This window comes from Knoellia sp. Soil729 (genome assembly GCF_001427985.1).
In the GTDB taxonomy this organism is placed as follows: domain Bacteria; phylum Actinomycetota; class Actinomycetes; order Actinomycetales; family Dermatophilaceae; genus Knoellia.
Genome location: NZ_LMSA01000002.1, coordinates 966,002 through 991,437, shown reverse-complemented (window position 1 = coordinate 991,437; position 25,436 = coordinate 966,002). Strand labels below are relative to the sequence as shown.

At 70.3% G+C, this 25,436-nt stretch carries 24 protein-coding genes and 1 pseudogene; 19 read left to right on the top strand and 6 right to left on the bottom strand.

What is annotated here, in order from left to right; all coding sequences use genetic code 11:
- Positions 1-92: 92 nt before the first annotated feature.
- The 6 genes from efeU (at position 93) to ASG74_RS17180 (ending at position 6,323) form a co-directional block, all read left to right on the top strand.
- A complete protein-coding gene (gene efeU / locus ASG74_RS09720; protein WP_056142073.1) occupies positions 93-959 on the top strand; it encodes an iron uptake transporter permease EfeU in 867 nt (288 codons plus the stop codon).
- A complete protein-coding gene (gene efeO / locus ASG74_RS09715) occupies positions 956-2,095 on the top strand; it encodes an iron uptake system protein EfeO (RefSeq protein WP_056142070.1) in 1,140 nt (379 codons plus the stop codon). Before efeU ends, efeO begins: the two co-directional genes overlap by 4 nt.
- Positions 2,092-3,396: an iron uptake transporter deferrochelatase/peroxidase subunit gene (gene efeB, locus ASG74_RS09710; protein WP_056142067.1), complete on the top strand. Its 1,305-nt coding sequence runs from the start codon at positions 2,092-2,094 to the stop codon at positions 3,394-3,396. Before efeO ends, efeB begins: the two co-directional genes overlap by 4 nt.
- Entirely contained in the window at positions 3,393-4,427 is a 1,035-nt protein-coding gene (locus ASG74_RS09705) for a lipase family alpha/beta hydrolase (RefSeq protein WP_056142064.1), read from the top strand. The genes efeB and ASG74_RS09705 overlap by 4 nt, the downstream gene beginning before the upstream one ends.
- Complete coding sequence (gene zwf, locus ASG74_RS09700; protein WP_056142061.1) at positions 4,424-5,905, top strand: glucose-6-phosphate dehydrogenase; 1,482 nt, start codon at positions 4,424-4,426, stop codon at positions 5,903-5,905. The genes ASG74_RS09705 and zwf overlap by 4 nt, the downstream gene beginning before the upstream one ends.
- A gap of 268 nt (positions 5,906-6,173) precedes the next feature.
- Positions 6,174-6,323 carry a hypothetical protein gene (locus tag ASG74_RS17180; RefSeq protein ID WP_156465342.1) on the top strand — a complete coding sequence of 50 codons (150 nt, stop codon included), beginning with the start codon at positions 6,174-6,176 and terminating at the stop codon, positions 6,321-6,323.
- 28 nt (positions 6,324-6,351) lie between these two features.
- On the opposite strand, the gene ASG74_RS09695 is transcribed toward ASG74_RS17180, so the two are convergent.
- On the bottom strand, positions 6,352-7,542 hold the full coding sequence (locus ASG74_RS09695) for a diacylglycerol/lipid kinase family protein (RefSeq protein ID WP_056142059.1): 1,191 nt from the start codon (positions 7,540-7,542) through the stop codon (positions 6,352-6,354).
- A gap of 65 nt (positions 7,543-7,607) precedes the next feature.
- On the opposite strand from ASG74_RS09695, the gene ASG74_RS09690 reads away from it, so the two are divergent.
- On the top strand, positions 7,608-8,129 hold the full coding sequence (locus tag ASG74_RS09690; protein WP_056142056.1) for a DinB family protein: 522 nt from the start codon (positions 7,608-7,610) through the stop codon (positions 8,127-8,129).
- Complete coding sequence (locus ASG74_RS09685) at positions 8,126-9,469, top strand: cation:proton antiporter (protein ID WP_056143469.1); 1,344 nt, start codon at positions 8,126-8,128, stop codon at positions 9,467-9,469. Before ASG74_RS09690 ends, ASG74_RS09685 begins: the two co-directional genes overlap by 4 nt.
- On the opposite strand, the gene ASG74_RS09680 is transcribed toward ASG74_RS09685, so the two are convergent.
- The 4 genes from ASG74_RS09680 to ASG74_RS09665 form a co-directional block, all read right to left on the bottom strand.
- Positions 9,440-10,624 carry an alpha/beta hydrolase gene (locus ASG74_RS09680; RefSeq protein ID WP_056142053.1) on the bottom strand — a complete coding sequence of 395 codons (1,185 nt, stop codon included), beginning with the start codon at positions 10,622-10,624 and terminating at the stop codon, positions 9,440-9,442. The two genes, ASG74_RS09685 and ASG74_RS09680, sit on opposite strands and share 30 nt — an antisense overlap.
- On the bottom strand, positions 10,624-11,130 hold the full coding sequence (locus ASG74_RS09675) for a VOC family protein (RefSeq protein ID WP_056142050.1): 507 nt from the start codon (positions 11,128-11,130) through the stop codon (positions 10,624-10,626). The genes ASG74_RS09680 and ASG74_RS09675 overlap by 1 nt, the downstream gene beginning before the upstream one ends.
- Before the next feature lie 86 nt (positions 11,131-11,216).
- Positions 11,217-11,792 (bottom strand): NADPH-dependent F420 reductase, encoded by a 576-nt coding sequence (locus tag ASG74_RS09670; protein WP_056142047.1) that lies wholly within the window; start codon positions 11,790-11,792, stop codon positions 11,217-11,219.
- A gap of 140 nt (positions 11,793-11,932) precedes the next feature.
- Positions 11,933-13,033 (bottom strand): SGNH/GDSL hydrolase family protein, encoded by a 1,101-nt coding sequence (locus ASG74_RS09665; protein WP_235498878.1) that lies wholly within the window; start codon positions 13,031-13,033, stop codon positions 11,933-11,935.
- 873 nt (positions 13,034-13,906) lie between these two features.
- Between ASG74_RS09665 and ASG74_RS17685 the strand changes: the two are divergent.
- The 11 genes and pseudogenes from ASG74_RS17685 to ASG74_RS09610 form a co-directional block, all read left to right on the top strand.
- Positions 13,907-14,263, top strand: a pseudogene (locus ASG74_RS17685) (HNH endonuclease); the annotation flags it as partial.
- 1 nt (position 14,264) lies between these two features.
- A partial coding sequence (locus tag ASG74_RS17680; protein ID WP_235498877.1) for an HNH endonuclease signature motif containing protein occupies positions 14,265-15,170 on the top strand: 906 nt, incomplete at its 5' end.
- A 31-nt stretch (positions 15,171-15,201) separates the two neighbouring features.
- Complete coding sequence (gene serS / locus ASG74_RS09650; protein WP_056142038.1) at positions 15,202-16,470, top strand: serine--tRNA ligase; 1,269 nt, start codon at positions 15,202-15,204, stop codon at positions 16,468-16,470.
- Positions 16,471-16,527: 57 nt separating this feature from the next.
- A complete protein-coding gene (locus tag ASG74_RS09645; RefSeq protein ID WP_056142034.1) occupies positions 16,528-17,889 on the top strand; it encodes a sensor histidine kinase in 1,362 nt (453 codons plus the stop codon).
- Positions 17,882-18,604 carry a response regulator gene (locus ASG74_RS09640; RefSeq protein WP_056143463.1) on the top strand — a complete coding sequence of 241 codons (723 nt, stop codon included), beginning with the start codon at positions 17,882-17,884 and terminating at the stop codon, positions 18,602-18,604. The genes ASG74_RS09645 and ASG74_RS09640 overlap by 8 nt, the downstream gene beginning before the upstream one ends.
- A 35-nt stretch (positions 18,605-18,639) precedes the next feature.
- Positions 18,640-19,545, top strand: coding sequence for an ABC transporter ATP-binding protein (locus ASG74_RS09635; protein ID WP_056142031.1), 906 nt, complete (start codon positions 18,640-18,642; stop codon positions 19,543-19,545).
- A complete protein-coding gene (locus ASG74_RS09630) occupies positions 19,542-20,711 on the top strand; it encodes an ABC transporter permease (protein WP_056142029.1) in 1,170 nt (389 codons plus the stop codon). Before ASG74_RS09635 ends, ASG74_RS09630 begins: the two co-directional genes overlap by 4 nt.
- Positions 20,712-20,763: 52 nt before the next feature.
- Complete coding sequence (locus tag ASG74_RS09625) at positions 20,764-21,561, top strand: HAD family hydrolase (RefSeq protein WP_056142026.1); 798 nt, start codon at positions 20,764-20,766, stop codon at positions 21,559-21,561.
- The gene (locus ASG74_RS09620; RefSeq protein ID WP_056142021.1) at positions 21,558-22,352 is read left to right on the top strand and encodes a DUF1206 domain-containing protein; all 795 of its coding nucleotides are present in this window, start codon (positions 21,558-21,560) and stop codon (positions 22,350-22,352) included. The genes ASG74_RS09625 and ASG74_RS09620 overlap by 4 nt, the downstream gene beginning before the upstream one ends.
- A 25-nt stretch (positions 22,353-22,377) precedes the next feature.
- A complete protein-coding gene (locus ASG74_RS09615) occupies positions 22,378-23,193 on the top strand; it encodes an RNA methyltransferase (RefSeq protein WP_056143461.1) in 816 nt (271 codons plus the stop codon).
- Positions 23,194-23,269: 76 nt separating this feature from the next.
- The gene (locus ASG74_RS09610) at positions 23,270-23,905 is read left to right on the top strand and encodes a VOC family protein (RefSeq protein WP_056142017.1); all 636 of its coding nucleotides are present in this window, start codon (positions 23,270-23,272) and stop codon (positions 23,903-23,905) included.
- 119 nt (positions 23,906-24,024) lie between these two features.
- Here the strand turns inward: ASG74_RS09610 and purB are convergent, their stop codons facing one another.
- On the bottom strand, positions 24,025-25,434 hold the full coding sequence (purB, locus tag ASG74_RS09605; RefSeq protein ID WP_056142015.1) for an adenylosuccinate lyase: 1,410 nt from the start codon (positions 25,432-25,434) through the stop codon (positions 24,025-24,027).
- Positions 25,435-25,436 lie beyond the last annotated feature (2 nt).

Here is a 25,436-nt window from a genome sequence, read left to right as displayed (position 1 = left end):
AGCTGGCCAGATTGACGAGGACCGGGGGGTGGGGCGTACCTTCGACTGAGGTAACCCTCACCTAAGTCCGCCCTCCCCGAATCGCAGGCATCATGCTCGTCAGCAACGCCCTCATCGGCCTTCGCGAAGGTCTCGAAGCCGCCCTCGTGGTCGTCATCCTCGTCGCATTCCTCGTGAAGACGGATCGACGGTGGGCCCTGCGCCACGTCTGGGTCGGCGTCATCACCGCCGTCGTGCTGAGCGCCGGACTGGCGGCCGCGCTGACCTTCGGCACGCGTCAGCTCTCGTTCGAGACCCAGGAGCTCATCGGCGGGAGCGCGAGCATCCTCGCCGTGGCCTTCGTCACCGCGATGGTCTTCTGGATGAAGACGGCCGCCCGCACGATCTCCGGCGAGCTCAAGGGGCGCCTCGACCACGCCCTCGACCTGGGCCCACTCGCGGTCGCCCTCGTGGGCTTCCTCGGCGTGGGGCGCGAGGGCCTCGAGACCGCGATCTTCTTCTATGCCACGACCGAGGCGGCCGGCCAGGGCAACAGCTCCCCGCTGTTCGGCTGGCTTCTCGGCCTGGGCGGCGCGATCGCCCTCGGCTGGCTCATCTACCGAGGCGCCGTGAAGATCAACCTCGGCTCGTTCTTCAAGTGGACCGGGATCGCGCTCATCCTCGTGGCCGCCGGCATCCTCGCCTACGGCCTCCACGACCTGCAGGAGGCGGGCTTCCTCCCCGGCCTGCAGACCGTCGCCTTCGACGTGTCCAACGTCATCCGTCCGGACAGCTGGTATGCCGCCCTGCTCAAGGGCATCTTCAACTTCACCCCGGTGACGACCTTGCTCCAGGCGGTCGCCTGGACGGCCTATGTCGCCGTCGTCCTCACGCTCTTCCTTCGCCCGGCAAAGACTTCCAGGCCGACCGCCCCCCAGCCCACCTCGCTCGCCCCGTCCCACTCAGGAGAAGCCGCATGACCCGCAGCGCCCTCGCGCTCGTCCCCGCCTCCGTCGCCATCGCCCTGACGCTGACTGCGTGCGGGGGAGGGTCGGACGCCAAGACCGCGGACGGCAAGGGCCCGATCACGGTGACGGCCAACGACACGAGCTGCGAGCTCGACCGGACTCAGGCGCCCGCCGGGACGATCGAGTTCACCGTCTCCAACAAGGGCACCAAGGTCAACGAGTTCTACGTCTACGCCGCCGGTGACCGCATCGTCGGCGAGGTCGAGAACATCGCACCCGGCCTGAGCCGCACGTTCCACGTCGAGGTCGCCGAGCCAGGCACCTACGAGACGGCGTGCAAGCCGGGCATGGTCGGCAAGGGGATCCGCCACGACTTCACCGTCACCGGTGCCAGTGCGGCGCCGAAGACCGACGACGCCAAGCTGCGGGCAGCGACCGCGTCCTACGCCCGCTTCGTCGGGAGCCAGTCCGATGCCCTGCTCGCGCGCACGACCGAGTTCGTCGGGCTCGTCAAGGCCGGCAAGGTCGACGAGGCCAAGGCGCTCTACCCGGTGGCCCGTTCCTACTGGGAGCGCATCGAGCCCGTCGCCGAGTCCTTCGGTGAGCTCGACCCCAAGATCGACGGCCGCGCGGACGTCGTCGACGAGGGCATGAAGTTCACCGGCTACCACCGCCTCGAGCAGGACCTCTGGGTCAACGGCCTGCAGGCCGACAGCAGCGCCATCGCCGACCAGCTCCTCGCCGACGTGACGACGATCGTCGCCGAGGCCAAGAAGGTCGAGTTCAACGGCCTCCAGCTCGCCAACGGCTCCAAGGCGCTGCTCGACGAGATGGCCACCGGCAAGATCACCGGCGAGGAGGAGCGCTACAGCCACACCGACCTCTGGGACTTCGCGGCCAACTGGGAAGGCTCCAAGGGCGCCATCGCCGCGCTCCGCCCGGTCCTGCAGGAGCGCAACCCCGAGCTCGTCGCCTCCTACGACAAGCGCGCGGCAGCCCTCGACGCGCTCGTCACCAAGCACCAGAAGGGTGACGGCTACCAGCTCTACACCGAGCTCACGCCCGTCGAGGTCCGCGCCCTGAGCGACGCCCTCGACGCCGTGGCCGAGGACGTGTCCAAGGTCGCCGGGGTCGTCGCCGCCGCATGAGCGCCCCGAACGAGCCGGCAGCCACCCGGCGCAGCGTCCTTGCCACCGGAGCCGGTGTCGCCATGGCCGGCGCTGCCGCGGGCCTGACGTATGCCGGCGGCACCCCTCGCGCTGCGGCTTCCCAGCCGACAGGGCCGGCTGCACCGCCGTCCTCGCAGAAGCCGGTGCCCTTCCGCGGCGAGCACCAGGCCGGCATCGTCACGCCTGCGCAGGACCGCATGCACTTCGTCGCCCTCGACGTCATCAGCAAGGATGCGGCCGACCTCAAGCTCCTCCTCCAGGAGTGGACCCGGGCGGCTGAGCGCATGACCTTCGGCGCCGAGGCGTCGCCGGGCGGCGTCGTCGGTGGCGGGCCCTACCGGCCGCCGGAGGACACCGGCGAGGCCCTCGACCTCGCTCCGTCCAACCTCACGATCACCATCGGCTACGGCCCTTCGCTCTTCGACGGCCGCTTCGGCCTGGCCGGGCGCAAGCCGGAGGCGCTGCACGACCTGCCCGGGTTCCGGGGCGACGACCTGGACCCTGCCCGTACGGGTGGCGACCTCTGCATCCAGGCCTGCGCGGACGACCCCCAGGTGGCCGTGCACGCCATCCGCAACCTCATCCGCATCGGCTTCGGCGTCATCTCGGTGCGCTGGAGCCAGCTCGGCTTCGGCCGCACCTCCTCGACGTCGACGAGCCAGGTGACCGCGCGCAACCTCTTCGGCTTCAAGGACGGCACGGCCAACATCAAGGCCGAGGACGGCCAGGCCCTCGACTCCCACGTCTGGGTCGACCCCTCCGACGTGCCGGGTGGCGCCTCCTGGATGGCCGGCGGCTCCTACCTCGTGGCTCGGCGCATCCGGATGCACATCGAGGTCTGGGACCGGACGTCGCTGCAGGAGCAGGAGGACATCTTCGGGCGCGACAAGGCCGTCGGGGCGCCGCTCTCCCAGCCGGTCGACCAACGCGACGAGTTCGCCCCCCTGGACTTCCACGCGAAGGGCGCGGACGGCTCGCCCCGGATCCCGCTCACGAGCCACGTCCGCCTCGCCCACGAGAGCCAGCTGGGCGGCATACGGATCCTGCGACGCGGCTACAACTTCACCGACGGCACGGACGGCAGTGGGCACCTGGATGCCGGGCTGTTCTTTCTCGCGTTCGTGCGCGACGCCCACAAGCAGTTCGTGCCGATGCAGCAGGCGCTCGCGAAGTCCGACAAGCTCAACGAGTACATCGAGCACAACGGCTCGGCCCTTTTCGCCTGCCCGCCCGGACTGGGCGACGGGCAGGACTGGGGTGTGCAACTCTTCGGGGCATGAGCGAGGAGCCGCAGGAGCCGACCGCCGTCGAGCAGGTGCTCATGCGCGGCGTGCACCGAGTCGCCGGGGTCAGTGATGAGCTCATCCACCACCCGGCCCCCAACGCGGTGCGCGCCTTCGTCAACGCCTTCGTCGGTGATCGGCTCGATGCGTCGGGCTCAGCCCTGTCGCACACCATGGGCGTGCGCCGGCGCGGCCGGACCGTTCCACTCACCGAGAGCGGGCTGGCGGACGCGTTCCCGGACGCCACCAGCGACGTGGCCGTGTTCGTGCACGGTCTGCTGTTCACCGAGACCGCCTGGCAGCCAGGTGGCTTCGGCAAGGGCCTTCGCGACGACCTGGGCCTCACCCCCGTCACCGTGCGCTACAACACCGGCCTGCGGATCTCCCACAACGGGCATGACCTCAACCACGTCCTCATCGACCTCGTCGCGCACTGGCCGGTGCCCCTCCGGCGCCTCGTGCTCATCGGCCATTCCATGGGCGGGCTCGTCATCCACAGCGCGCTGGCCCAGGCCGAGGTCGACGCCAGCTGGGTGGGTCTGGTGAGCGACACCGTCACCCTCGGCTCGCCCCACCTCGGCGCTCCCCTGGAACGTGGCGTCAACCACGTCGCCCGGGCCGCCGGCGCCCTGCACCGCATCCGGCCCGTGGCCCGAGCGCTCGGCATCCGCAGCGTCGGGATCCAGGACCTGCGGCACGGCAACCTCGTCGAGGAGGAGTGGGGTGACGCGGACCCGACGGACCACCGGACTCACCGTCTCGACATCCCCCTGCACCCCGGCATACGCCATCTCGCCGTCGTCGGTCTGCTCGGCAAGAAGATCGACGGCAAGGTGGCCCAGCTCTTCGGTGACGGCATGGTGACCGCAGCAAGTGCCCGCGGATCGGGGCGTCACTCACCCGAGAGCCGGCGGTTCGCGCGCGAGGACGTCGTCGTCCTTCCCGGAGTCAGTCACCTCGCGCTGATCCACGACGAGACGGTGTATGCCGCCGTGCGAGACCGTCTTGGTGCCACAGTGGACCCATGAGCGAGACCACTGCGCCGACGACCGTCATCCTGTTCGGCGCCACGGGCGACCTCGCCAAACGCAAGCTGATCCCGGGTCTGCTGCACCTGTTCCAGTCCGGGCTCCTCGACGACCTGCGGGTCGTCGGCACGTCGCTCGACGACCTCTCGCGGGACGGGTTCCGCGACCTGGCCCACGAGGCCATCAAGGAGTTCTCGACCCGCGAGCTCGACGGGCAGGAGTGGGACGAGTTCGCTCAGCGGCTCGAGTACGTGCCGAGCTCGGCCGGTCCGCAGGCCCTGGCCGGGGCGGTGAAGGCCTCCGAGGAGCTCCTGCCCGGTGACACCGAGCTGCGGCTCCACTACCTGTCGGTGCCGCCCAAGGCGGCGCTGGCCGCCGTCCAGACCATCGCCGAGGCCGGACTCGTCGAACGCAGCCGCGTCGTCATGGAGAAGCCGTTCGGCACGGACTACGCCTCGGCGGTCGAGCTCAACCGGCGCCTGCACGAGGTGTTCGCGGAGGACCAGATCTTCCGCATCGACCACTTCCTGGGCAAGGAGCCGGCCCAGAACATCCTCGCGTTCCGGTTCGCCAACGGGCTGTTCGAGCCGATCTGGCACCGCAACAACATCGCCCACGTGCAGATCGACGTGCCCGAGACGTTGGGCCTGTCGACCCGCGGCGACTTCTACGAGAGCACCGGTGCCTACCGCGACATGGTCGTCACGCACCTCTTCCAGATCCTCGCGTTCACGGCGATGGAGCCGCCGACCTCGCTGGAGCCCAACGCGATCAGCCGGGAGAAGAACAAGGTCTTCGAGTCGATGCAGCCGATCCAGCCCAGGGACGTGGTGCGCGGTCAGTACAACGGCTACCTCGAGGAGCCCGGTGTCGCGCACAACTCCGACACCGAGACCTACATCGCGCTCAAGTGCTTCATCGACAACTGGCGCTGGGCGGGGGTGCCGTTCTTCCTGCGGACCGGCAAGCGCATGGCCGAAGGGGCGCGCATCATCTCGATTGCGTTCAACGAGCCGCCACAGTCGATGTTCCCGCCCGGCTCCGGGGTCGGTGACCACGGTCCCGACCACCTGACGTTCGACCTCGCCGACCGTGCGCGGATGTCGTTGTCGTTCTACGGCAAGCGACCCGGGCCGGGGATGAAGCTCGACAAGCTGTCGATGCAGTTCGCGATGCAGGAGACGACGTGGGCGGGCGCGGTGCTCGAGGCGTACGAGCGCCTCATCTATGACGCCGTGCGTGGCGACCACACGCTCTTCACGTCGGCGCGCGGCATCGAGCGCCTGTGGGAGGTCAGCCAGCCGCTGCTCGACAACCCGCCGGTCGTGCGGCCCTACGAGCCGGGCACGTGGGGCCCCAACCAGATCCACCAGCTCGTGGCACCGCACACGTGGCGCCTGCCGTTCGAGCGCAAGTGGCGCGAGAAGCACCCGGACCCCGGACCGCAGTCACCCGCCGAGGGCGGCGCTCGCGGCTGACCCAGCCCTTGTCGCGCATGGCCGAGCAGGAGCCCATGAGCCGTCAGAAGGCCACCACCGTCGCGGTGGGAGCCGCTGTTGGCGGCGCTGTCCTCGTGGCGTTGAGCATCTTCCTCCTCACCACGGTCGACGAGGAGGCGCAGAACTCGGTCGGCGTCTTCCTCGCCCTGGCCGCCGGGCTGGTCGTCCTCGCGCTTGCGGCCGTCATCTCCAGCGGCCTGCGCCACGGCAAGAGCGCCGCCGGTCGTCAGCTGCTCACGGGTGCTGGGTGGGCCTGGCCCTCCTCGGGCTCCTCCTCACGGTGGCCGGGGTCCTCAACGCGTCCCTGCCCTGGACGGCGTTCGCCATCGCTCCACTCCTCGTCGTGGTGGCCCTCGTCAAGGACATCGGCCGGGTGCGCCGGATCGGCGAACCGTAGCCCGAGAACCAGCAGGCGCGTCCCCGCGTCAGGTCAGCGCGGTCGCGGAGGTCGAGGTGCGCACGATGAGGGCCTTGGGACGAACCTCGAAGCGCACGTCGCGGGCGTGACCGATGACGTCACCGTCGACCTCGACCATCTGGTCGGCGTCGAGCGAGACGAGGATCGACTGGCAGCGGTAGCGGTCGAGCTTGGGGTGGTTCTGCCCCCGCTTGGCGAGGACGTGGACCGCGACGCCGGCCCAGCCGACGATGCCCTTGGGGGTGATCGCGACGACGTCGAGGATGCCGTCGTCGACCTCGGCGTCCGGCATGAGCGTGATGCCCCCGGTGAGCCGCCCGCAGTTGCCGACGACGATGGTGCGTGCGGTGTGCGCAATGGGCTGGCCGCCGTCGATCCGCAGCCGCGTGGCGAACCGCGCGCCGAGCAGGTTCTTGGCCCCACTCGCGACGTAGGCGCCCCACCCCATGCGGGCCTTGGCCTCCTCGGAGGTGGCGTGCATGATGCTCGCGTCGAGGCCGAGCCCGGCCATGACGAGGAAGGCGTGCTGGTTGGCCGCGGGGTCGGAGCCGTGCGAGTCGTCCGCGCCGACGTCGGGCTCGGTCGGGCCGTCGTGCCGGGGGTCCAGCTCCGTGGTCGAGGCCTGCTGGAGGTCGGGATCGAGGGTCACCCAGCCGACGTCGATGTGGCGGTTGCGTCCGGTGAGCGCCACGTCCAGCCCCGTGGTGATGTCGATCGGCAGCCCGAGGTTGCGCCCGAGGAGGTTGCCGGTCCCCGCAGGGATGAGGCCCATCGGCGTCGAGGTCCCGGTGAGAACGTGGGCGACGGCGCGCACCGTCCCGTCGCCACCGATGGCGCAGACGAGGTCGACGCCCTCCTCGAGGACCTCGCGGGTCTGGCCGAAGCCCGGGTCCTCGATGGTCGTCTCCCGGATGAGCGGCGCGTCCCAGCCCTCGTGGGCGAGGACGCTGCGGGTCACGAGCTCGTGCGCCTCGGCGACGTCGACGAACTTCGTCGGGTTGAGGATCACCGCGACCCGCTTCTTGGGTGGCGGGGGCGTGTCCTCGCCGGGCTCCGGCCGGAACGAGGAGCGGCTCGGGCGCTTGGACGAGGCGTGGCGACCCTTGGACCGGCTGAGCCCCACCGCGAGTGTCACACCGACGAGGATGAGCAGCAGGAGTGCGACGATCGCGACGATCGCGGGCCAAGAATCGGTCACGCAGGGACGGTACCCCACGCACGAAGGCGTATCCGTCGCTTCGCGCATCGGCCTAGTGTGTGGCCATGAGCGAGATCGTCCCCGATGACAAGGACTGGACCTGGACCCTCGAGCGGACCTGTCCCGACTGCGGGTTCGACGCCCGAGCGGTCGAGGGAGCCGACATCGCGAGTCTTGTCACGGCATACACCACGCCGTGGACGGACGTGCTCGCCCGACCGGAGACGGCGACGCGACCCGACCCGGCGACCTGGTCCCCGCTCGAGTACGCCTGCCACGTCCGTGACGTGTGCGACCTCTTTGCCGACCGTCTGCAGCTCATGCTCGACGAGGACGGTGCGCGCTTCGCGAACTGGGACCAGGACGCCACGGCCGTCGAGAGCCGGTATGCCGCGCAGTCACCGTCCGTCGTCGCCTCCGAGATCCCGGTCGCTGCGGCCCGTCTCAGTGCGGCGTATGCCGGTGTGTCCGGCTCCGACTGGGAGCGTCGCGGCCTGCGGTCCAACGGTGCCGAGTTCACCGTGCTCACCCTGGGCCGCTACGGCCTGCACGACCTCGCGCACCACCTGTGGGACGTCCGCGCGTGACGGCTGCCTGGATCTATGTCGCCCTCGGGCTGGCGCTCTTCCTCGCCGTCGTCCTCCCACCGGTGCTCGACCGGTGCCGCATCAACGCCCCCATCATCCTCGTCACGCTCGGCCTGCTCCTCGGGCTGATGCCGGGCTTCCGTGACCTCGACCTGGACCCCGTCGGGCACGGTGAGGCCGTCCTGCACATCACCGAGTTCACCGTCCTCGTCTCGCTCATGGGTGTCGGGCTCGCGCTCGACCGTCCGTTGAGCCTGCGCGACCGGGGTTCGTGGCGCAGCTGGTCGCCGACGTGGCGGCTGCTCGGCGTCGCGATGCCGCTGTGCATCGCCGGGGTCGGGCTGCTCGCGTGGGGAGCCTTCGGGGTGGCGGCGCCAGCGGCGTTGCTGCTGGGAGCGGCGCTCGCGCCCACGGATCCGGTGCTCGCCTCCGACGTGCAGGTCGGCGGCCCCAACGACGCCCTCGACGAGGACGACCTGGCCGACGAGGGCGAGGAGGAGGTCTCGATCGACGAGACCGACGAGGTCCGGTTCGCCCTCACGAGCGAGGCGGGCCTCAACGACGGCTTGGCCTTCCCCTTCGTCCACGCCGCGATCCTGCTCGCGACCGTGGGTGGGTTCTCGCAGTGGGGCGTGCAGTGGGCCGCGTGGGACGTCGTCGGCAAGGTCGTCCTCGGGGTCGCGGTCGGCATCGCCGTGGGCTGGGCCGTCGCCAAGCTGGCGTTCAGCGTCCGTTCGGAGCAGGTGCGGTTCGCGACGACCGGTGAACCCCTCGTCGCGATCGCCGCCCTGCTCGCGGCCTACGGCGTGGCCGAGGTGGTGGGCGGCTACGGCTTCCTGTCGGTGTTCACCTGCGCCATGACGGTGCGCAGCTTCGAGCGCACGCAGTCCTACCACCACGACATGCACGAGGTGATCGAGCGGCTCGAGCGGTTGCTGACCCTCGTCGTCCTCCTCCTGCTCGGGATGGCACTGACCAACGGTCTCCTCGCCAACCTCGACTGGCAGGGGGTCGCGCTGTCGCTCGCGCTCCTGCTCGTCATCCGTCCCCTCGCGGGGATGGTGTCCTTCCTCGGGCACCGTCGCCAGCGAGGCGTCCACGGTTTCGACAAGCGGGAGCGCGTCGTCGCGGCGTTCTACGGCGTGCGAGGAGTCGGCTCACTGTTCTACCTGGCGTATGCCGGCACGCACGCCGACCTGCCGGAGCTGCGGTGGCTGTGGTCGATCATCGCCTTCACCGTGGTCGTGTCGGTCTACCTCCATGGCTTCACCGCGCCCTTTGCCATGGCTTGGCAGGAGCGCGGCGAGCAGTCACAGCGCCGCGCTGACGCCCGCTCCTGACGCGTAGGCGTGGCTCGCAGCCACGACCCCCGCGACGACCTCGAGCTCAGCGGCATCGCGAGGCCCGAAGACCATCGTGAAGCCGAGGCTGAGGCGGCTGCCGGCCCACGGGTGGGGCGTGCCCCAGCCGTGCGCGACGACGTCGGCCGCGTGGGCTGCTGGCAGGGCAAGGTGCAGGGAGCCGTCGTAGGCGGGGTGGAGGTGGGCGAACTCGCGCACCTGCGGGACGAGGAACGCCTCGTCCGGGCCGGCCGACTTCCCGAGGACCAGGCCGCGGGCACCGGGGACCGAGATCTGCGAGTCCCCGCTGGAGACGTTGGGCAGGGTCGAGATGCGCGCGAAGAGCTGCTCCTGGATGTCGGCGGGCGAGTTGTCGGACTCCTGCTGCTGCGGGATGCGCCATGACACCTGCGGGCGTTCGCCGGTGCGGTCCTCGAGGTGGCCGCCGGGAAGGGTGGGCCAGTCGACGCCGGTTCCGGTGCTGGTGCTGGTGTCGGGCGGCGTCACTGCCTCGTGGGTGAGGACGTAGGTGAGGCGCGCGTGCAGCCAGCCGACGAGCTGCTGGAGCGCGGCCTGCGTGATGCCGTGCCCGCCCGGGTCACGGTGTCCTTGAGTCGGTGCGCCCGAGACGTGGTGGAGGTAGGTCCAGGTGCCCTGGAGCAGCTCGGCCGGGATGACCCTGTCACTGTCACCTTGGGCGACGAACATCGGGACGAGCGCCAAGCGCGAGGGCGTGGTCGGGACACCGGCATCAAAGGGGAGCGTGCCGTAGAGAATCGCGGCACCGGCATACCGAGCAGGGTCCGAGAGGACGAGACCGCCGGCGAAGGCGGCCCCGCCGCTGAAGCCGATGAGGACGACGGGGCGACCCGCAGGGGCGACGTCGTCGAGCCAGGTGCGGAACCACGCCATGGTGGCGGCGAGCGACTCGGCGACCGGGCGGCCGATGCCGCGGTTGGCGAACCACGCGTAGCCACCGCCCTCGGCGATCGGGGCACGGACGGCCGCGTACGTCGCGCCCTGGGGGAGGTGCGGTGCGAGTGAGAGGATCTCGCGCTCGTCCGACCCGCGGCCGTGGAGCAGCACGACCAGCGGCTGCTCCACGACGTCGGGACCATGGAACGCGACGACGGGGGCGTCGAAGGTGGTGTCCATCAGGCGTCGAGGGGGACGAGCTCGGACGCGGTGCGGGTGCCACCCCACGTGCTCAGCTCGGCCGACAGGTCGAGGCGCTCGATGGGGGCGGAGTTCTCGTACTCGCCCCAGCTCTCCTTGGGCAGCATCCACATGACCTCGAACTCGTTGCCGTCCGGGTCCTGCGCATAGATGCTCTTGGTGGCGCCGTGGCTGGACTCGCCGCCGTAGGCACCGAGCTCCATGAGGGTTGCGCGGGCCTGCGCGAGGTCCTCGATCGTGTCGACCTGCCACGCGAGGTGGTAGAGCCCGATCGCCCCGCGGGGGCGCGGCGGCTGGGCGCCGACGCCGAACAGGCCGAGGTCGTGGTGGTTGCCCGAGCGCGGCATCCGCAGGAACGCGGCGTTGGCGCGCGGCTCACGGGCGACGATCTCGACCCCGAAAGCCTTCTCGTAGAACGTGATGCTGCGCTCGAGGTCAGCGACGAAGAGGACAGCGTGGTTGAGGCGAACGGCCGCGATGGTCATGGGGATCCTTCTGGAGGTCTGTGGTGTCTGTGTTGTTGTCTGTGGTGTCTGGGTGTCGGTGCGGGAGGTGCGTGGAGGCGACAGGGTCAGGCGATGACGCCGAAGCCGTCGGTCCAGGCGAGCTTCTCGCGCGCGGCGAGGCTGATCTGGAGGAAGCCGAGCGCCTCGAGCTCACGGGCCCGCTTGAGGGCACCGGCGTCGATGACCTTGAGTCCACCGGAGGTGAGCACCTCGGCGAGGGTGGCCTTGGCCTGCTCGTCGTCACCGGCGATGAGGACGGTCGTCGGCAGCGGGCCGACGGTGCCCTGCGCCAAGGTGCTGGCGAAGTTGGTGTTGAAGGCCTTGAGGACGGAGGAGTTGGGGAGCGCCTCGGCGATCTCGGCAGCCTTGGAGCTGTCGGGGGCGACGACGAGCGAGTCCATGGTCGAGAAGTCGACCGGGTTGGTGAGGTCGACGATGATCTTGCCGGCGAAGGACTCTGCGCGCTGGGCGAGGATCTCCTCGACCGCGGTGTGGGGAACCGCGAGGGCGACGATGTCGCCGGTCACGGCGACGTCACCGTCGGTGTGGCCGATCGTCTGGACGTCGTGACCGCCGCGGGCGGCGACCGCTGCGATGGCCTGGCCCATGTTGCCGGTGCCGATGATGGAGATGCTGGTCATGAGGAGCTCCTGTGGTTGAACGGGTGGTTGTTGATACAAGTAACCATCTCATGCCAAAGGTTGTTCCGTCAACTAATCATCACCCTGGACTCGTCCGGGCGACGAGCCTCGCTCGCACGTTGACGGGCGGGGCGCGTGTGTCAGTTCGCCACGGCTGCCCGGAGGGCTCCCGCTGTCGCGTTCCAGCCCGACGGGGTGGGGTGGACCCACTCGGGCTGCTCGCGCCCCGGCGCTGCGACGGGCACGAGCCACGCCTGGCTGTTGTCCGGGACGGTGTGGGGGTCGAGGCCGTGCGCGTGGCCGCCCCATGCCGCCTTGACGGTGTCGACGAGGTGGAAGTCGCTGCCCGGCGTCCTGGCGTTGGCGTCGGCGACGATGGCGGCCTGCGTGGCATCGCCGGCCACCTGCAGGTCTCGCAGGCCACGGGCTGCGTCGAACGTCGGCGCGGCCTCGGGGATCCCGTAGCTGTCGGTGTTGAGCAGGAACGGATAGGTCAGCAGGTAGACCTGTGCGTGACCTCGCGACCGGTCGTGGATCGCCACGAGCGCCTCCGCTGCCCGGGCGCGCATCTCCGGGAGCTTGGCCGTGGCCGCGTCGAGGACGGACCTGCACCCGGCCGGATCCCTGAGCACCATGCACTGCACGACGATGCTGGAGAAGCCGAGGTCGTTCCCGCCGATGGTGAGGAAGACGTAGTCCGTGGACGGACTGACCGAGTCGACCTGCGGCTCGGTCATGAGCTGGCACTGCGCTGTCGCGGTGTATGCCGTGCCCACCGCAACCTTGCCGGTCACGGTGAGTGCGTAGTACATGTCGGGCTGGTTCGGCACTCCGCAGAGGTGGTCGGCCGTGGCGCGCCGCTCCCACTCAGCCCAGGGGTCGGGGTACGCGGCCGGGTCGATGACGTAGGTCTTGGCGCGGGGTGAGGGGTCGCCCAGGGCGCGCGCGTTGAGGATGTCGGCCACGACTCCGCCGCTGCAGGCGGCGTTGGCATAGCTCGCCCCGAGGGCTGTCGCGACCTGTTGCCCATAGTTCACGGTCGAGCGCCAGCAGCTCTTCTCGATGTAGGAGCCCGTGCCGTTGCCGGCGGAGTAGGAGTCGCCGAGCTGGACCACCTCGGGCGCGCCCCTTCCGGAGAGTGTGGAGGGGGTGGCCACGGCAGCCTGCGGGACGATCCCGGAGAGCAGCGATCCGAGCGCCAGGGTTGTGACGAGTCGAAGGACGTGGCCGGAACGCCTCATGGCTGGACTCCTCTGTCCGGGGTGCGGGAGTGGGTTCGTTCCGAGCCTAACGGCGGTAACCAACCTGTTCCGGGCGGGGAATGCATCGAATTGCACGCGGCCCCCGACGTACCTCCGAGGGTGAGACCGGCAAGTCGCTCGCGAGTGGCGTGGAGAAGGAATGTAGCGCACCGCACCGCCCAAGCCACCGGACCGCCGGCCCGCGCCCGGGGGCGCGTGAATGTGCCGTGCCCGGGGCGGCCAGAGGCCTGAGGCTGTGGACGCGGTGGTGGCTCCGGCTGGGAAATCTGCAGAGCAGGTGCTGTACCCGCCCGTCGCCTCCGCTGCTGGTCCACCGCCTGCGCCGCGGTGGTTCGGCTGTCTCACAACCGGTTTGGTGCGCCAGCGCGGTTCGTTGTCAGTGGTCGCCGATAGGTTGATGGGTATGGACGAGATGCCGATCCGGGATGGGGTACCTGCAGCGCAGGCGGCCTCGGCGGGCTCGTGCTCCACACACGCCCGTAGCGCCCTTTCGCCGCTACATGCCCTGTGCCCCAACTGGTTCGGCTTGCTGCAGCGGCTCGTTGTCAGTGGTCGCCGATAGGTTGATGGGTATGGACGAGATCGCGATCCGGGACGGGGTACCTGCAGCGCAGGTGGCCTCCTTGGTGTCGTGGTTGGCGTCGGTGGAACCCGAGGGCGTGGACGAGCGGCAGCGCTTGGAGGCGGTCTCGGCGTTGGAAGCACTCAAGGGTGCTGCTGCGGCTGCGCAGGCCCGGTTGACGGCGGCTGCGGTGGTGGACCGTAAGGCTTTGGGGGAGGACTCGCGCAGCGTGCGCGCCCCCGACGGTGGCCGACCAGCACGTGGGGGTGGCGAAGACGCTGGTGTCGGAGATGCCGCAGACGATGGGCGCGCTCACGCGTGGGGAGATCAGTGAGCGTCGGGCGATGATCCTGGTGCGCGAGACCGCGTGCCTGAGCCGCGAGCACCGCGGTGAGGTCGACCAGCGGTTGGCGTCGAAGCTGGCGATGATGGGTGACAAGGCGTTGGCGGGCGCGGCACGGCGTGCGGGTGCTGCACTGGATGCGGAGAGCCTGGCGGAGCGCAACCGGCGGGCGGTGGCAAGTCGGCGGATGAGTGTGCGGCCGGCTGCGGATGGGATGGCGTGGTTGTCGATCCTGGGCCCGGTCAAGGACGTCATCGGAGCCCACGTCGCCCTCACAGCGGAGGAGAAGCGCCGCCACGTCCTCNGCGGATGGGATGGCGTGGTTGTCGATCCTGGGCCCGGTCAAGGACGTCATCGGAGCCCACGTCGCCCTCACAGCGGAGGAGAAGCGCCGCCACGTCCTCGATCCGGACCTCCCCAGCCAGGAGTGGGAGGCGGCCGCCGCGGCGGCTCGTGCTGACACCCGGAGCAAGGGTGCGTGGCTCGCGGATCGGGCGATGGAGCTGCTCAGCGGCCGCGCGAAGGACCAACCGCAACCGGTGGAAGTGAACCTGGTGATGACCGACCGGGTGCTGCTGCCGGCCGCGTTCGGTGGCAAGGCCCCGGCCGATGACGTCGCGGTCATCCCCGGCTGGGGTGTCATCCCGGGGGCAGACGCCCGCGCCCACATCGCTGACTTGCTTGACGCTTCCTCTGGCGCCGCTGACACGGCGGCGTTCGTGTGGTTGCGGCGCCTGTTCACCGACCCGTCCGGGCGCAACCTCGTGGCCCTGGACTCGGTGCGTCGCCGGTTCGAGGGTGGGTTGCGGCGCTTCCTCGAGCTGCGGGACCCAACCTGCCGAGTCCCCTGGTGCGACGCACCAGCGGTCCAGGCCGACCACACCCAGGCCCACGCCGACGGCGGCCCCACCGACGCCGCCAACGGCGCCGGGCTGTGCCAACGCCACAACCTCGTCAAGGAGCTCACCGGCTGGCACGTACGGGTGCAGTCCACCGGCCTCGACGGGACCGGGGCACACGGCATACGCCTACAGACCCCGTCCGGGCGTATCCACGACTCCACCGCACCACCGATCCTGGGTGAGGGCTGGCTCGAACCCGTTCCCGACGTCCACCTCCAGGACCTGCCGCTACCGAACGACCCGTGGGACGGCTGGATACCCGACCCGCCAGAGGACTGGCTCACCCGCGACGAGCTGCAGGTCGCCTGAGGCCTCGAGGGGCACGACTAGGCTGGCCCGCGTGATCGATCTCAAGCTGCTCCGCGACAACCCCGACCGAGTGCGCGCCTCCCAGCGTGCCAGGGGTGAGGACGAGTCCGTCGTCGACGCCGTGCTGGCCGCGGAGGAGAAGCGCCGCTCCAGCCTCACCGCGTTCGAGCAGCTGCGCGCCGAGCAGAAGTCCATGGGCAAGCAGGTGGCCCAGGCGCAGGGCGACGAGAAGCAGGCGCTCCTCGCACGCACCAAGGAGATCGCCGCCCAGGTCAAGGCCAACCAGGCTGCGGCGGATGAGGCAGCCGAGGAGCTCGCGACCCTCCAGCGCAGCATCGGCAACGTCATCGAGGACGGCGTGCCCGTCGGCGGAGAGGACGACTACGTCGTCCTTGAGGAGGTCGGCACGCCGAGGGACTTCGAGGCGGAGGGCTTCGAGCCCAAGGACCACCTCGCCCTCGCGGAGGGTCTCGACGCCCTCGACATGGAGCGCGGCGCCAAAGTGTCGGGCTCACGTTTCTACTTCCTCAAGGGAGTCGGCGCCCGCCTCGAGATGGCAATGCTCAACCTTGCGATGAACAAGGCCATCGAGGCCGGCTTCGTCCCGATGATCACCCCCACCCTGGTCAAGGCCGACGTCATGGCCGGCGCGGGCTTCCTCGACCACCACGCCGACGAGGTCTACCGCCTCGAGGCCGACGACCTCTACCTCACCGGCACGAGCGAGGTCGCCCTCGCCGGCTACCACGCCGACGAGATTCTCGACCTCTCCCAGGGCCCGATCCGCTACGCCGGGCAGTCGACCTGCTACCGCCGCGAGGCGGGAAGCTACGGCAAGGACACCCGCGGCATCATCCGCGTGCACCAGTTCAACAAGATCGAGATGTTCGTCTACTGCAAGCCCGAGGACGCCGAGGCGCAGCACCAGGAGCTCCTGGCCTTCGAGAAGCAGATGCTCGAGCTCATGGAGCTGCCCTACCGGGTCATCGACACCGCCGCCGGCGACCTCGGTGGACCGGCCGCTCGCAAGTACGACTGCGAGGCGTGGGTCCCGACCCAGGGCCGGCACCGGGAGCTGACCTCGACGAGCAACTGCACGACCTTCCAGGCCCGTCGCCTCAAGACCCGTTACCGCGTCGACGGCGGGGGCACCGGCACCGCCGCGACCCTCAACGGCACGCTCGCGACGACGCGCTGGCTCGTCGCGATCCTCGAGAACCACCAGCAGGCCGACGGCTCCGTCGTCGTGCCCGCCGCCCTGCGCCCGCTCATCGGGCTCGACGTCCTCACCCCTGCCTGACCGGGTCCGTCTCGGGACGGATCCGTCGGCTGCGCCCCCGTCCCTAGGCTGAGCCGTATGCCGTCCGCCCGCCGATCGCTGTCGACCACCGTCGGCGACTTCTTCGCCGTCGACGACGACTGGGAGCGCCCGGCCCCACCGATCGGCCGCCGCGACTGGCTCGTCGGCATCGTCCTGTCGGTGGTGGGCGTGCTCTTCCTCGAGATGGCCCGCAGCGTCACCGAGATCCACGCCGGTGGCCAGCCGCTGTGGATGCAGTGGGTGGCGATCGTCTCCGGCGCGATGCTCATGGTGTGGCGGCGCCAGCACCCGATCCTCGTCGGCTGTCTCGCGGCCGCGCACATGTTCCTCGTCGGTGTGACGATGCCGATGGTCATGGGGCAGCTGGCCCTGCAGACCGTCTACTTCGTCGCGATCTATGCGGCCGTCGCCTACGCACGGCATCGACGCTCGGCCCTGCTCGTCGTCGCGGGCATCACCGTCTTCATGCTCCTGTGGGTGGGGTGGCAGCTCGCCCTGGGCGGGGGGATCGCCGAGATCACCGGGGATGCCCGCGCGGACGGCGCCGACGGATGGTTCAGCCCCACCGTCGGGGCCGTGGTCACGACGATGGCCATCAACGCGTTCTACTTCGTCGGGGCCATCCTCGTCGGCCAGATCGCGTGGCGCGGAGCCCGCCAGCGCGCCCGGCTCGAGGAGCAGGCCTCGACCATCGCCGCCCAGGCCGATGAGCTCAGGCGCAGGGCGGTCGTCGACGAGCGCCTGCGCATCGCCCGTGAGCTCCATGACGTCGTCGGTCACCACGTGGCGGTCATCGGCATCCAGGCCGGAGCCGCCCGCCGGGTCCTCGACAGGCGCCCCGAGGAGGCGAGCAGGGCGCTCGGGCAGATCGAGGAGAGCTCTCGCGACGCCGTCACCCAGATGCGCGACCTGCTCGGCACCCTGCGCGACATCGAGGCCACCGCCGAGGGTGTGCCAGTCTCGCGCAGCCCCGAGCCCACGCTTGCGGACCTGCCCGACCTCGTCGCCGAGCGCAACGCGCACGGTGCGCACACGGCATACGAGCTGGTCGAGACGCGCGAGGGCGCGCACGCGGGCGTCGCACCGTCCATCGGGCTGACCCTCTATCGCATCACCCAGGAGGCGCTGGCCAACATCACCCGGCACTCGACGGCGACGACCTCGGACGTCGTGCTGCGCGTCGTTGACGAGGCGCCCGCCGGTGCCTACGCCGAGGTCGAGGTGCTCGACAACGGACGCCCACGCCACGGCACCTCGGGCACCGGTCTGGGGCAGCTGGGCATGCGCGAGCGTGCCGCCTCGCACAAGGGGACCGTCGAGATCGGTCCGCGGACGACGGGCGGCTATCGTGTGCGGGTGCGAATTCCGTTGGGGGAGAGTGGTGTCGCCGGTGGCTGAGTTCCAGAGTCCGATCCGCGTCCTCATCGTCGACGACCAACACCTCGTGCGTTCCGGCTTCACGATGATGCTGTCCGTCGAGGACGACATCGAGGTCGTCGGTGACGTCGCCAACGGTGAGCTGGGGGTGGCAGCGGCCCGTGAGCTCAGACCCGACGTCGTCCTCATGGACGTCCAGATGCCGGTGATGGACGGTATCGAGGCCACCCGGGCCATCGTCGAGGCCGACCTCGGACGGGTCGTCATCCTCACGACCTTCGACCGCGACGACTACCTCTTCGACGCCCTCAGGGCCGGCGCGAGCGGCTTCCTGCTCAAGAACTGCGAACCCGAGCAGCTCGTCGACGCCATCCGGTCCGTCGCCGGTGGGCATGCCCTCCTGGCACCGGAGGTCACGACCAGGGTCATCGCAGCGATGATCGGTCAACGCCGCAGTGCCGCAGGGCGGTCCGCGAACGGGCCGAACTCCCTCGGATCGCCCGACCAGCTCTCACGCCTCACCGAGCGCGAGCTCGAGGTCCTCACCCTCATGGCCCGCGGCCGGTCCAACGCCGAGATCGCCAAGGAGCTGTTCCTCGGCGAGGCCACGGTCAAGACCCACGTGTCCAACTGCCTCGCGAAGCTGCACCTGCGCGACCGCGTGCAGGCCGTCGTCTTCGCCTACGAGGTCGGCCTCATCCGGCCAGCGGAAAGCCCGGCTCATCCGCGCGGCTGATCCGGCGGATGCCGCCTCCGCCTAGCGTTGCGGCCATGGACGACAGCGGGCACGGATCCCTTCTCGAGCTCGACGGGCTGAGCCGCTCGTTCGGCGATCTCAGGGCCGTCGACGACGTGAGCTTCACCGTCCCTGGCGGGCAGATGACCGGCTTCGTCGGGGGCAACGGTGCCGGCAAGACCACGACGATGCGCCTCGTCATGGGCCTGCTCGCGACCCACGCGGGCGAGGTCCGCTGGAACGGTGAGCCCATGACCGCGGCCAGGCGCCGGCGCATCGGCTACATGCCCGAGGAGCGCGGGCTCTATCCCAAGCAGAAGGCCCTCGACCAGCTCGTCTACCTCGGCGAGCTGTCCGGCATGACCGCCGCGGCCGCCAAGGCGGCGGTGCTCGACCATCTCGAGCGCTTCGGGCTCGCGGACCGGGCCGGTGAGCGGGTCGAGAAGCTCTCGCTGGGCAACCAGCAGCGGGTCCAGATCATCGCGGCCCTCATGACCAGCCCCGACGCGCTCATCCTCGATGAGCCGTTCTCGGGCCTCGACCCACAGGCGGTCGACTCCATGGTCGACCTCCTGCGGGAGCACACCGCCCGCGGCGTGCCCGTCCTCTTCAGCTCCCACCAGCTCGAGCTCGTCGAGCGCCTGTGCGACCGGCTCGTCGTCCTGTCCAAGGGCCGGGTCGTGGCCTCCGGTGCGGTCGACGAGCTGCGCGGCGCCGGGCCCGAGCGCTACCGGATCACGGTCGGAGGTGACGCGGGATGGGTACGCGACCAGCCCGGCATACATGTCCATGACGTCGACGGGAGCACGGCGCTCCTGGAATTTCCCGACTCCGCCGCGCGGCAGGCACTGCTGCGTGCCGCGCTCGACCGGGGCGACGTCCTCGACTTCGCCCGCCAGGTTCCTGCCCTGTCCGAGATCTACCGTGAGGTGACGGCATGAAGAGCACCGCCTGGCTGACCGTGGCCCGCCGCGAGATCATCACCAAGATCACCGACCGTGCGTTCCTCTTCGGAACCCTCGGTCTCGTCGTCATCCTCGCCGGTGCGCTCGGCGTGCAGGCCTTCTTCGCCAACCAGGCGACCGAGTATGCCGTCGTCACCAGCTCCAGCGCGGGGTACCAGATCGGCGAGCAGGTCAGGACGGTGGCCGAGGCGGAGGACGACAAGACCACGGTCTCCCTCAGCGAGGCCCCGGGCGACGCGGCCGCCTCCCAGGTGGTCAAGGACGGCGACGCGGACGTGTGGCTCCACGAGGGCGACGGCGGCTGGGTGCTCACCGGCAAGGACAATGTCGACTCCGGCCTGACCATCGCGGCCACGACCGCGATCCGTGACGCCGTCCTGCGGACCAACGCTGCGGCGGCGGGCACCTCGGTCGAGCTGCTCCAGCGCGGATCAGCAGTCAGCACAAGCATTCTCGACGGTGACGCCGAGAGGGCCGGGGTGGCCAAGGCCGTCGGTTTCGCGCTTGCCATGCTCTTCTACGTCGCCTCGCTCACCTTCGGCATCGCGCTCGCCAACAGCGTGGTCGAGGAGAAAGCCAGCCGGATCGTCGAGATCATCACGACGAAGATCTCGGTGCGCGAGCTGCTCGCCGGCAAGGTCATGGGCAACCTCGCGCTGGCCCTCGCCCAGATGGCGCTCTTCGTCGGGGTGGGGCTCATCGGGCTGACGTTCACCGACTACGACCGGTTCGTGCCGGCGATCTCGGGGGCCGTCGGCTGGTTCGTGGTCTTCTTCGTCGTGGGGTTCGGGCTGCTCTCGTGCCTGTGGGCGGTGGCCGGCGCCCTCGCCACCCGGACCGAGGACGTGCAGTCCACCTCGATGCCGCTGACGACGCTGACGATGGCAGTCTTCTTCGCCGCCCTGTTCGTCGACGGCACGGTCAAGACGGTGCTCTCGTTCGTGCCGCCGTTCTCGGCGATCCTCATGCCGATCCGGGTGCTCGAAGGCTCCGCTCCGTGGTGGCAGGCGCTCGCAGCCCTGGCCATCCTCGTGCTCGCCGCCGGCCTCGTCGTGCAGGTGGCCGCGCGCCTCTACCAGCGCTCGCTGCTCCAGACCCAGGGCCGGCTCAGCCTGCGGCAGGCGTGGGCCACCCCGGAGTAGTCGAATCCGTCTGGTGACGGGTCCGGCAGTGAGGATGGATAGGTTTGGCCGCATGACCACCACCCCCCACCTCGTTGCCCTCGACGTCGACGGGACGACGATCAACCACGCCGGCGAGATGTCGGCGCCGGTGCTCGACGCCGTGCAGGCCGTGGCCGAGGCCGGGCACCACGTGACCATCGCGACCGGGCGCGCGATCCTCGCGACCCTGCCGATCCTCGCGAAGCTCGGGATCACGACCGGGTATGCCGTGTGCTCCAACGGCGCGGTCACCCTGCGTCTCGACCCGAGCGCCAAGGACGGCTACGAGGTCATCGACGCCGTGACCTTCGACCCGCGGCCCGCGCTGGAGCTGCTGCGCGGCGAGTGGCCCGACGCCGTCGTGGCCGTCGAGGAGCTCGGCGTGGGGTTCAAGGTGAGCGCGCCGTTCCCCGAGGGCGAGCTCGAGGGGCAGATCACCGTCGTCCCGTGGGAGGAGCTCCTCGCCGACCCGGTCACCCGTGTCACCTTCCGCTCGCCGGGTGGGACGAGCGAGGACTTCACCGAGCTCACCGAGCGCATCGGACTGCACGGCGTCAACTACGCCGTCGGCTTCACCGCCTGGCTCGACATCAACCCCGAAGGCGTGAGCAAGGGCTCGGCGCTGGAGCTGGTCCGTCGCCACCTCGGCGTCGAACCGGCCAACACGGTCGCGGTCGGCGACCAGCGCAACGACCTCGAGATGCTCCGTTGGGCCGCGCGCGGGGTCGCGATGGGCAACGCGCCGGACGAGGTCAAGGCAGCGGCCGACGAGACGACCCTCGATGTCGACGACGACGGGCTCGTGCCTGTGCTCCAATCACTTCTGTGACCAACTCCGCGCGCAAGGGCGCCCAGCACATCGGCAACAGTGACGTCGTCGAGAAGGGGGCCCGGCTGGGCTACGCAATGAGCGGGCTCATCCACCTCCTCATCGGATGGATCGCACTCAAGATCGCCTGGGGCCTCGGCGGGGGGTCCAGCAGTGCGGACAAGTCCGGCGCGCTCGAGGCGGTCGCCGGTGGTACCACCGGTCCGTTCCTGTTGTGGCTGGCCATCGCCGGGTTCCTCATGCTCGCCCTGTGGCACCTCAGCCAGGCGGTGGTCGGAGGGCAGGGCGGCGAGGTGCTCGACCGCCTCAAGGCCGCCGGGATGGCCGTGCTCTATCTCGTCTTCGCCTGGTCGGCGTTCAAGGTGGTGCGCGGGGCGGGTGGCAGCGACGAGCAGAAGACGGACTCCTTGACGGGCACGCTCATGTCCAACCCCGGTGGACGCGTGCTCGTCGGCATCGTCGGGCTCGCGATCATCGCCGTGGCGGGCTACCACGTGTGGAACGGCTGGACCAAGCACTTCGTCGACGACCTGGGCGGTAATCCGGGCACCTGGGTGGTGACCTCGGGTCGGGCCGGCTTCATCGCCAAGGGCGTCGCGCTCGCCATCGCCGGGCTGCTCTTCGTCGGTGCGGCGTTGTCGGACAACGCGTCCAAGGCGGGTGGACTCGACGCCTCGCTCAAGGAGCTGAGGGACCGGCCCTTCGGCCCCTACCTGCTCACCGTCGTCGCCCTCGGGATCGCGGCCTTCGGCGTCTACTCGTTCGCCCGCGCCCGTCACGCCAAGCTCTGACCGCACGTCACGGACAATGGTGCCCATGCCGTCGCGTCCCGATCTCGAGATCACCTCACCGGCCAACCCGCGGCTGAAGCAGCTCGTCGGCCTGCGCCGGCGCCGGGCTCGCGACGAGGCCGGGGTCACGGTCGTCGAGGGGTTCGAGGAGCTCGGGCTGGCGCTGGCCGCAGGAGTGCGGCCGAGGACGCTGTTCTACTCGCCCGAGCTCATGCTCGACCCGCAGGCGCAGCTCCGGGTCGTCGACGACGTGCGCGCCTCGGGCGTCGAGACGGTCCACGTGTCGCGCTCGGCGTTCGAGAAGGTCGCCTACCGCGAGGGCCCGGACGGGTTCCTTGCCCTCGTGCCCTCGGTGCGAGGGGAGCTCGCGGAGCTCGAGCTCCCGCCGCAGCCGCTGCTCCTGGTGTGCGAGGGGCTGGAGAAGCCGGGCAACCTCGGCGCCATGCTGCGCACCGCCGACGCGGCCGGGGTCCACGCCGTCATCGCCGTCGACCCGGTGACGGACTGGGGCAACCCCAACGTCGTGCGCGGCTCCAAGGGCACGGTGTTCTCCGTCCCGGTGGCGAGCGCCACGCTGGGTGAGGCGCTCGACTGGCTGCGGGAGGGCGGCATACGCCTCGTGGCGACCACCCCGGACACCGAGACGCTGCACACCGACGCCGACCTGACCGGCGGTGTCGCGATCGCCGTGGGCACCGAGAAGTTCGGCCTCACCGACGAGGCACTGCGTTCGGCTGACGTGCGCGTGCGCATTCCCATGCACGGTCAGGTGAACTCGCTCAACGCCTCGGCGGCCGCGGCCATCGTGGTCTACGAGGCCGTGCGCCAGCGGAACGCCTGACCTGCGCAAACCCCTCCCGGCCGAGTCTGCGCACCCGTGTCAAGAGCACCCCTGAAGATGTGTCACGATTGGGCGCATGCGAGTCGACCATGTTGTCTATGCCGCAGAGAACGACGGTGCCCGAGCCACGGCCGAACGTCTGGCCACACAGCTCGGCGTCGCCGCCGTCGACGGGGGTGTGCACCCGCGCTTCGGGACGCGCAACGTCATCCTTCCTCTGCTCGGTGAGCGTTATCTCGAAGTCGTCGAGGTGCTCGACCACCCCGCGTCCGACAAGGCCCCCTTCGGCCAGGTCGTGCGCGCCCGCTCCGAGTGCGGCGGAGGCTGGCTCGGCTGGGTCCTGGCCGTCGACGACATCACCGAGCAGGAGCGACGGCTCGGTCGTCAGTCGGTGGCCGGCAACCGCCACCGTCCCGACGGCGTCGAGCTGCGCTGGAAGCAGCTCGGCATCAAGGGCCTGCAGTCCGACCCGCAGCTGCCCTTCTTCGTCGAGTGGGACGCCGGCGTTCCGCACCCCTCGTCCGGCGGCCCGACGCAGGTCGGCCTGAAGTCGCTGGAGATCGCCGGTGACCCCGACCGCGTGCGCGAGTGGGTGGGCCTGGACCACGACTTCGTCCCCGAGGGCATCGACTTCACCTTCGTCTCGCCCAAGGGCACGCCCGGCCTCATGTCGGTGACCTTCGAGACCCCCGGCGGTCCGGTCACCCTCTGACCCGGCTCCCCGCACACCTCCCGTTTTCCGGCTGGTCCGGGAAACGGAATGTTCCGCCCGGAACTGTTCCGGGCGGAACATTGCGTTTGCGGGCCGAAGTCGTGCCGCGGTCGCTCCGCTCAGGCCAGGTGGTCGACCAGGGCCGGCGCGAGGCCGACGTAGGTCTGGGGCGTCATCGCGGCCAAGCGCTCCTCGACCTCGGCCGGCAGCCCCAGTCCGCGCACGAACTCGACGAGCTCGGGCTGGCCGATGCGCCGGCCGCGGGTGAGCTCCTTGAGCCGCTCGTAGGGCTCCTCCATGCCGGGCACGCCCTGGGCTCCGAGGGCGCGCATCGCGGACTGGATCGGCTCGCCGAGGACCTCCCAGTTGCCGTCGAGGTCGCGCTCCATCGCGGCCGGCACGGCGTCGAGACCGGCGAGGCCGCGGGCGGCGTTGTCGAGCGCGAGGAGCGAGTGTCCCAGGGCGACGCCGATGTTGCGCTGCATGCTCGAGTCGGTGAGGTCGCGCTGGAGGCGCGACTGCACGAGGGTCGAGGCCAGCACGTCGAGCAGCGCGTTGGAGACCTCGAGGTTGGCCTCGGCGTTCTCGAAGCGGATCGGGTTGACCTTGTGCGGCATCGTCGAGGAACCGACCGTGCCCTGGCCGCGGACCTGCGCGAAGTAGCCCAGCGAGATGTAGGTCCAGACGTCGGTGCACAGGTTGTGCAGGACGCGGTTGAAGCGCGCGACGTCGGCATAGAGCTCGGCCTGCCAGTCGTGGCTCTCGATCTGGGTGGTGAGCGGGTTCCACGTGAGCCCGAGGCCCTCGACGAAGCTTTCGCTGATGTCCTCCCAGTCGGCCTCGGGCACGGCGGCCAGGTGTGCGCCATAGGTTCCGGTGGCCCCGTTGAGCTTGCCGAGGAACTCCGCGTCCTCGATCCGGCGCAGCTGGCGCTGCAGGCGCCAGGCCAGCACTGCCAGCTCCTTGCCCATCGTCGACGGCGTCGCCGGCTGGCCGTGGGTGTGTGAGAGCAGCGGGACCTCACGCAGGTCGGACGCCATGGTCGACAGGGCCTCGACGAGCGCGTTGGCCCGGGGCAGCCAGACGTCCTCGATCGCCCCCTGCACCATCAGGGCGTAGGAGAGGTTGTTGATGTCCTCGCTCGTGCAGCAGAAGTGGATGAGCTCGGCGAGGCCCTTGTCCTGGTCGGCGGGCGCAATGCGGGCGAGGCGCTTCTTGAGGAAGTACTCGACCGCCTTGACGTCGTGCTGCGTGACCTTCTCGGTCTCGCCCATCTCGGTGATCTCGTCTTGCCCGAAGTCGTCGACGATGGCGCGCAGCGCTGCCTTCTCGTCGTCGGTGAGCTGACGGACGCCCGGCACGACCTGGCGGTCGGTGAGGTGGATGAGCCACTCGATCTCGACGTGGATCCGCTGTCGGTTGAGCGCGGGCTCCGAGAGGTGGTCGACCAGCGGAGCCACGGCGCCGCGGTAGCGGCCGTCGAGGGCGCCGAGCGCGATGGAGGGAGTGACGTCAGCGAGAGAGCCCATGG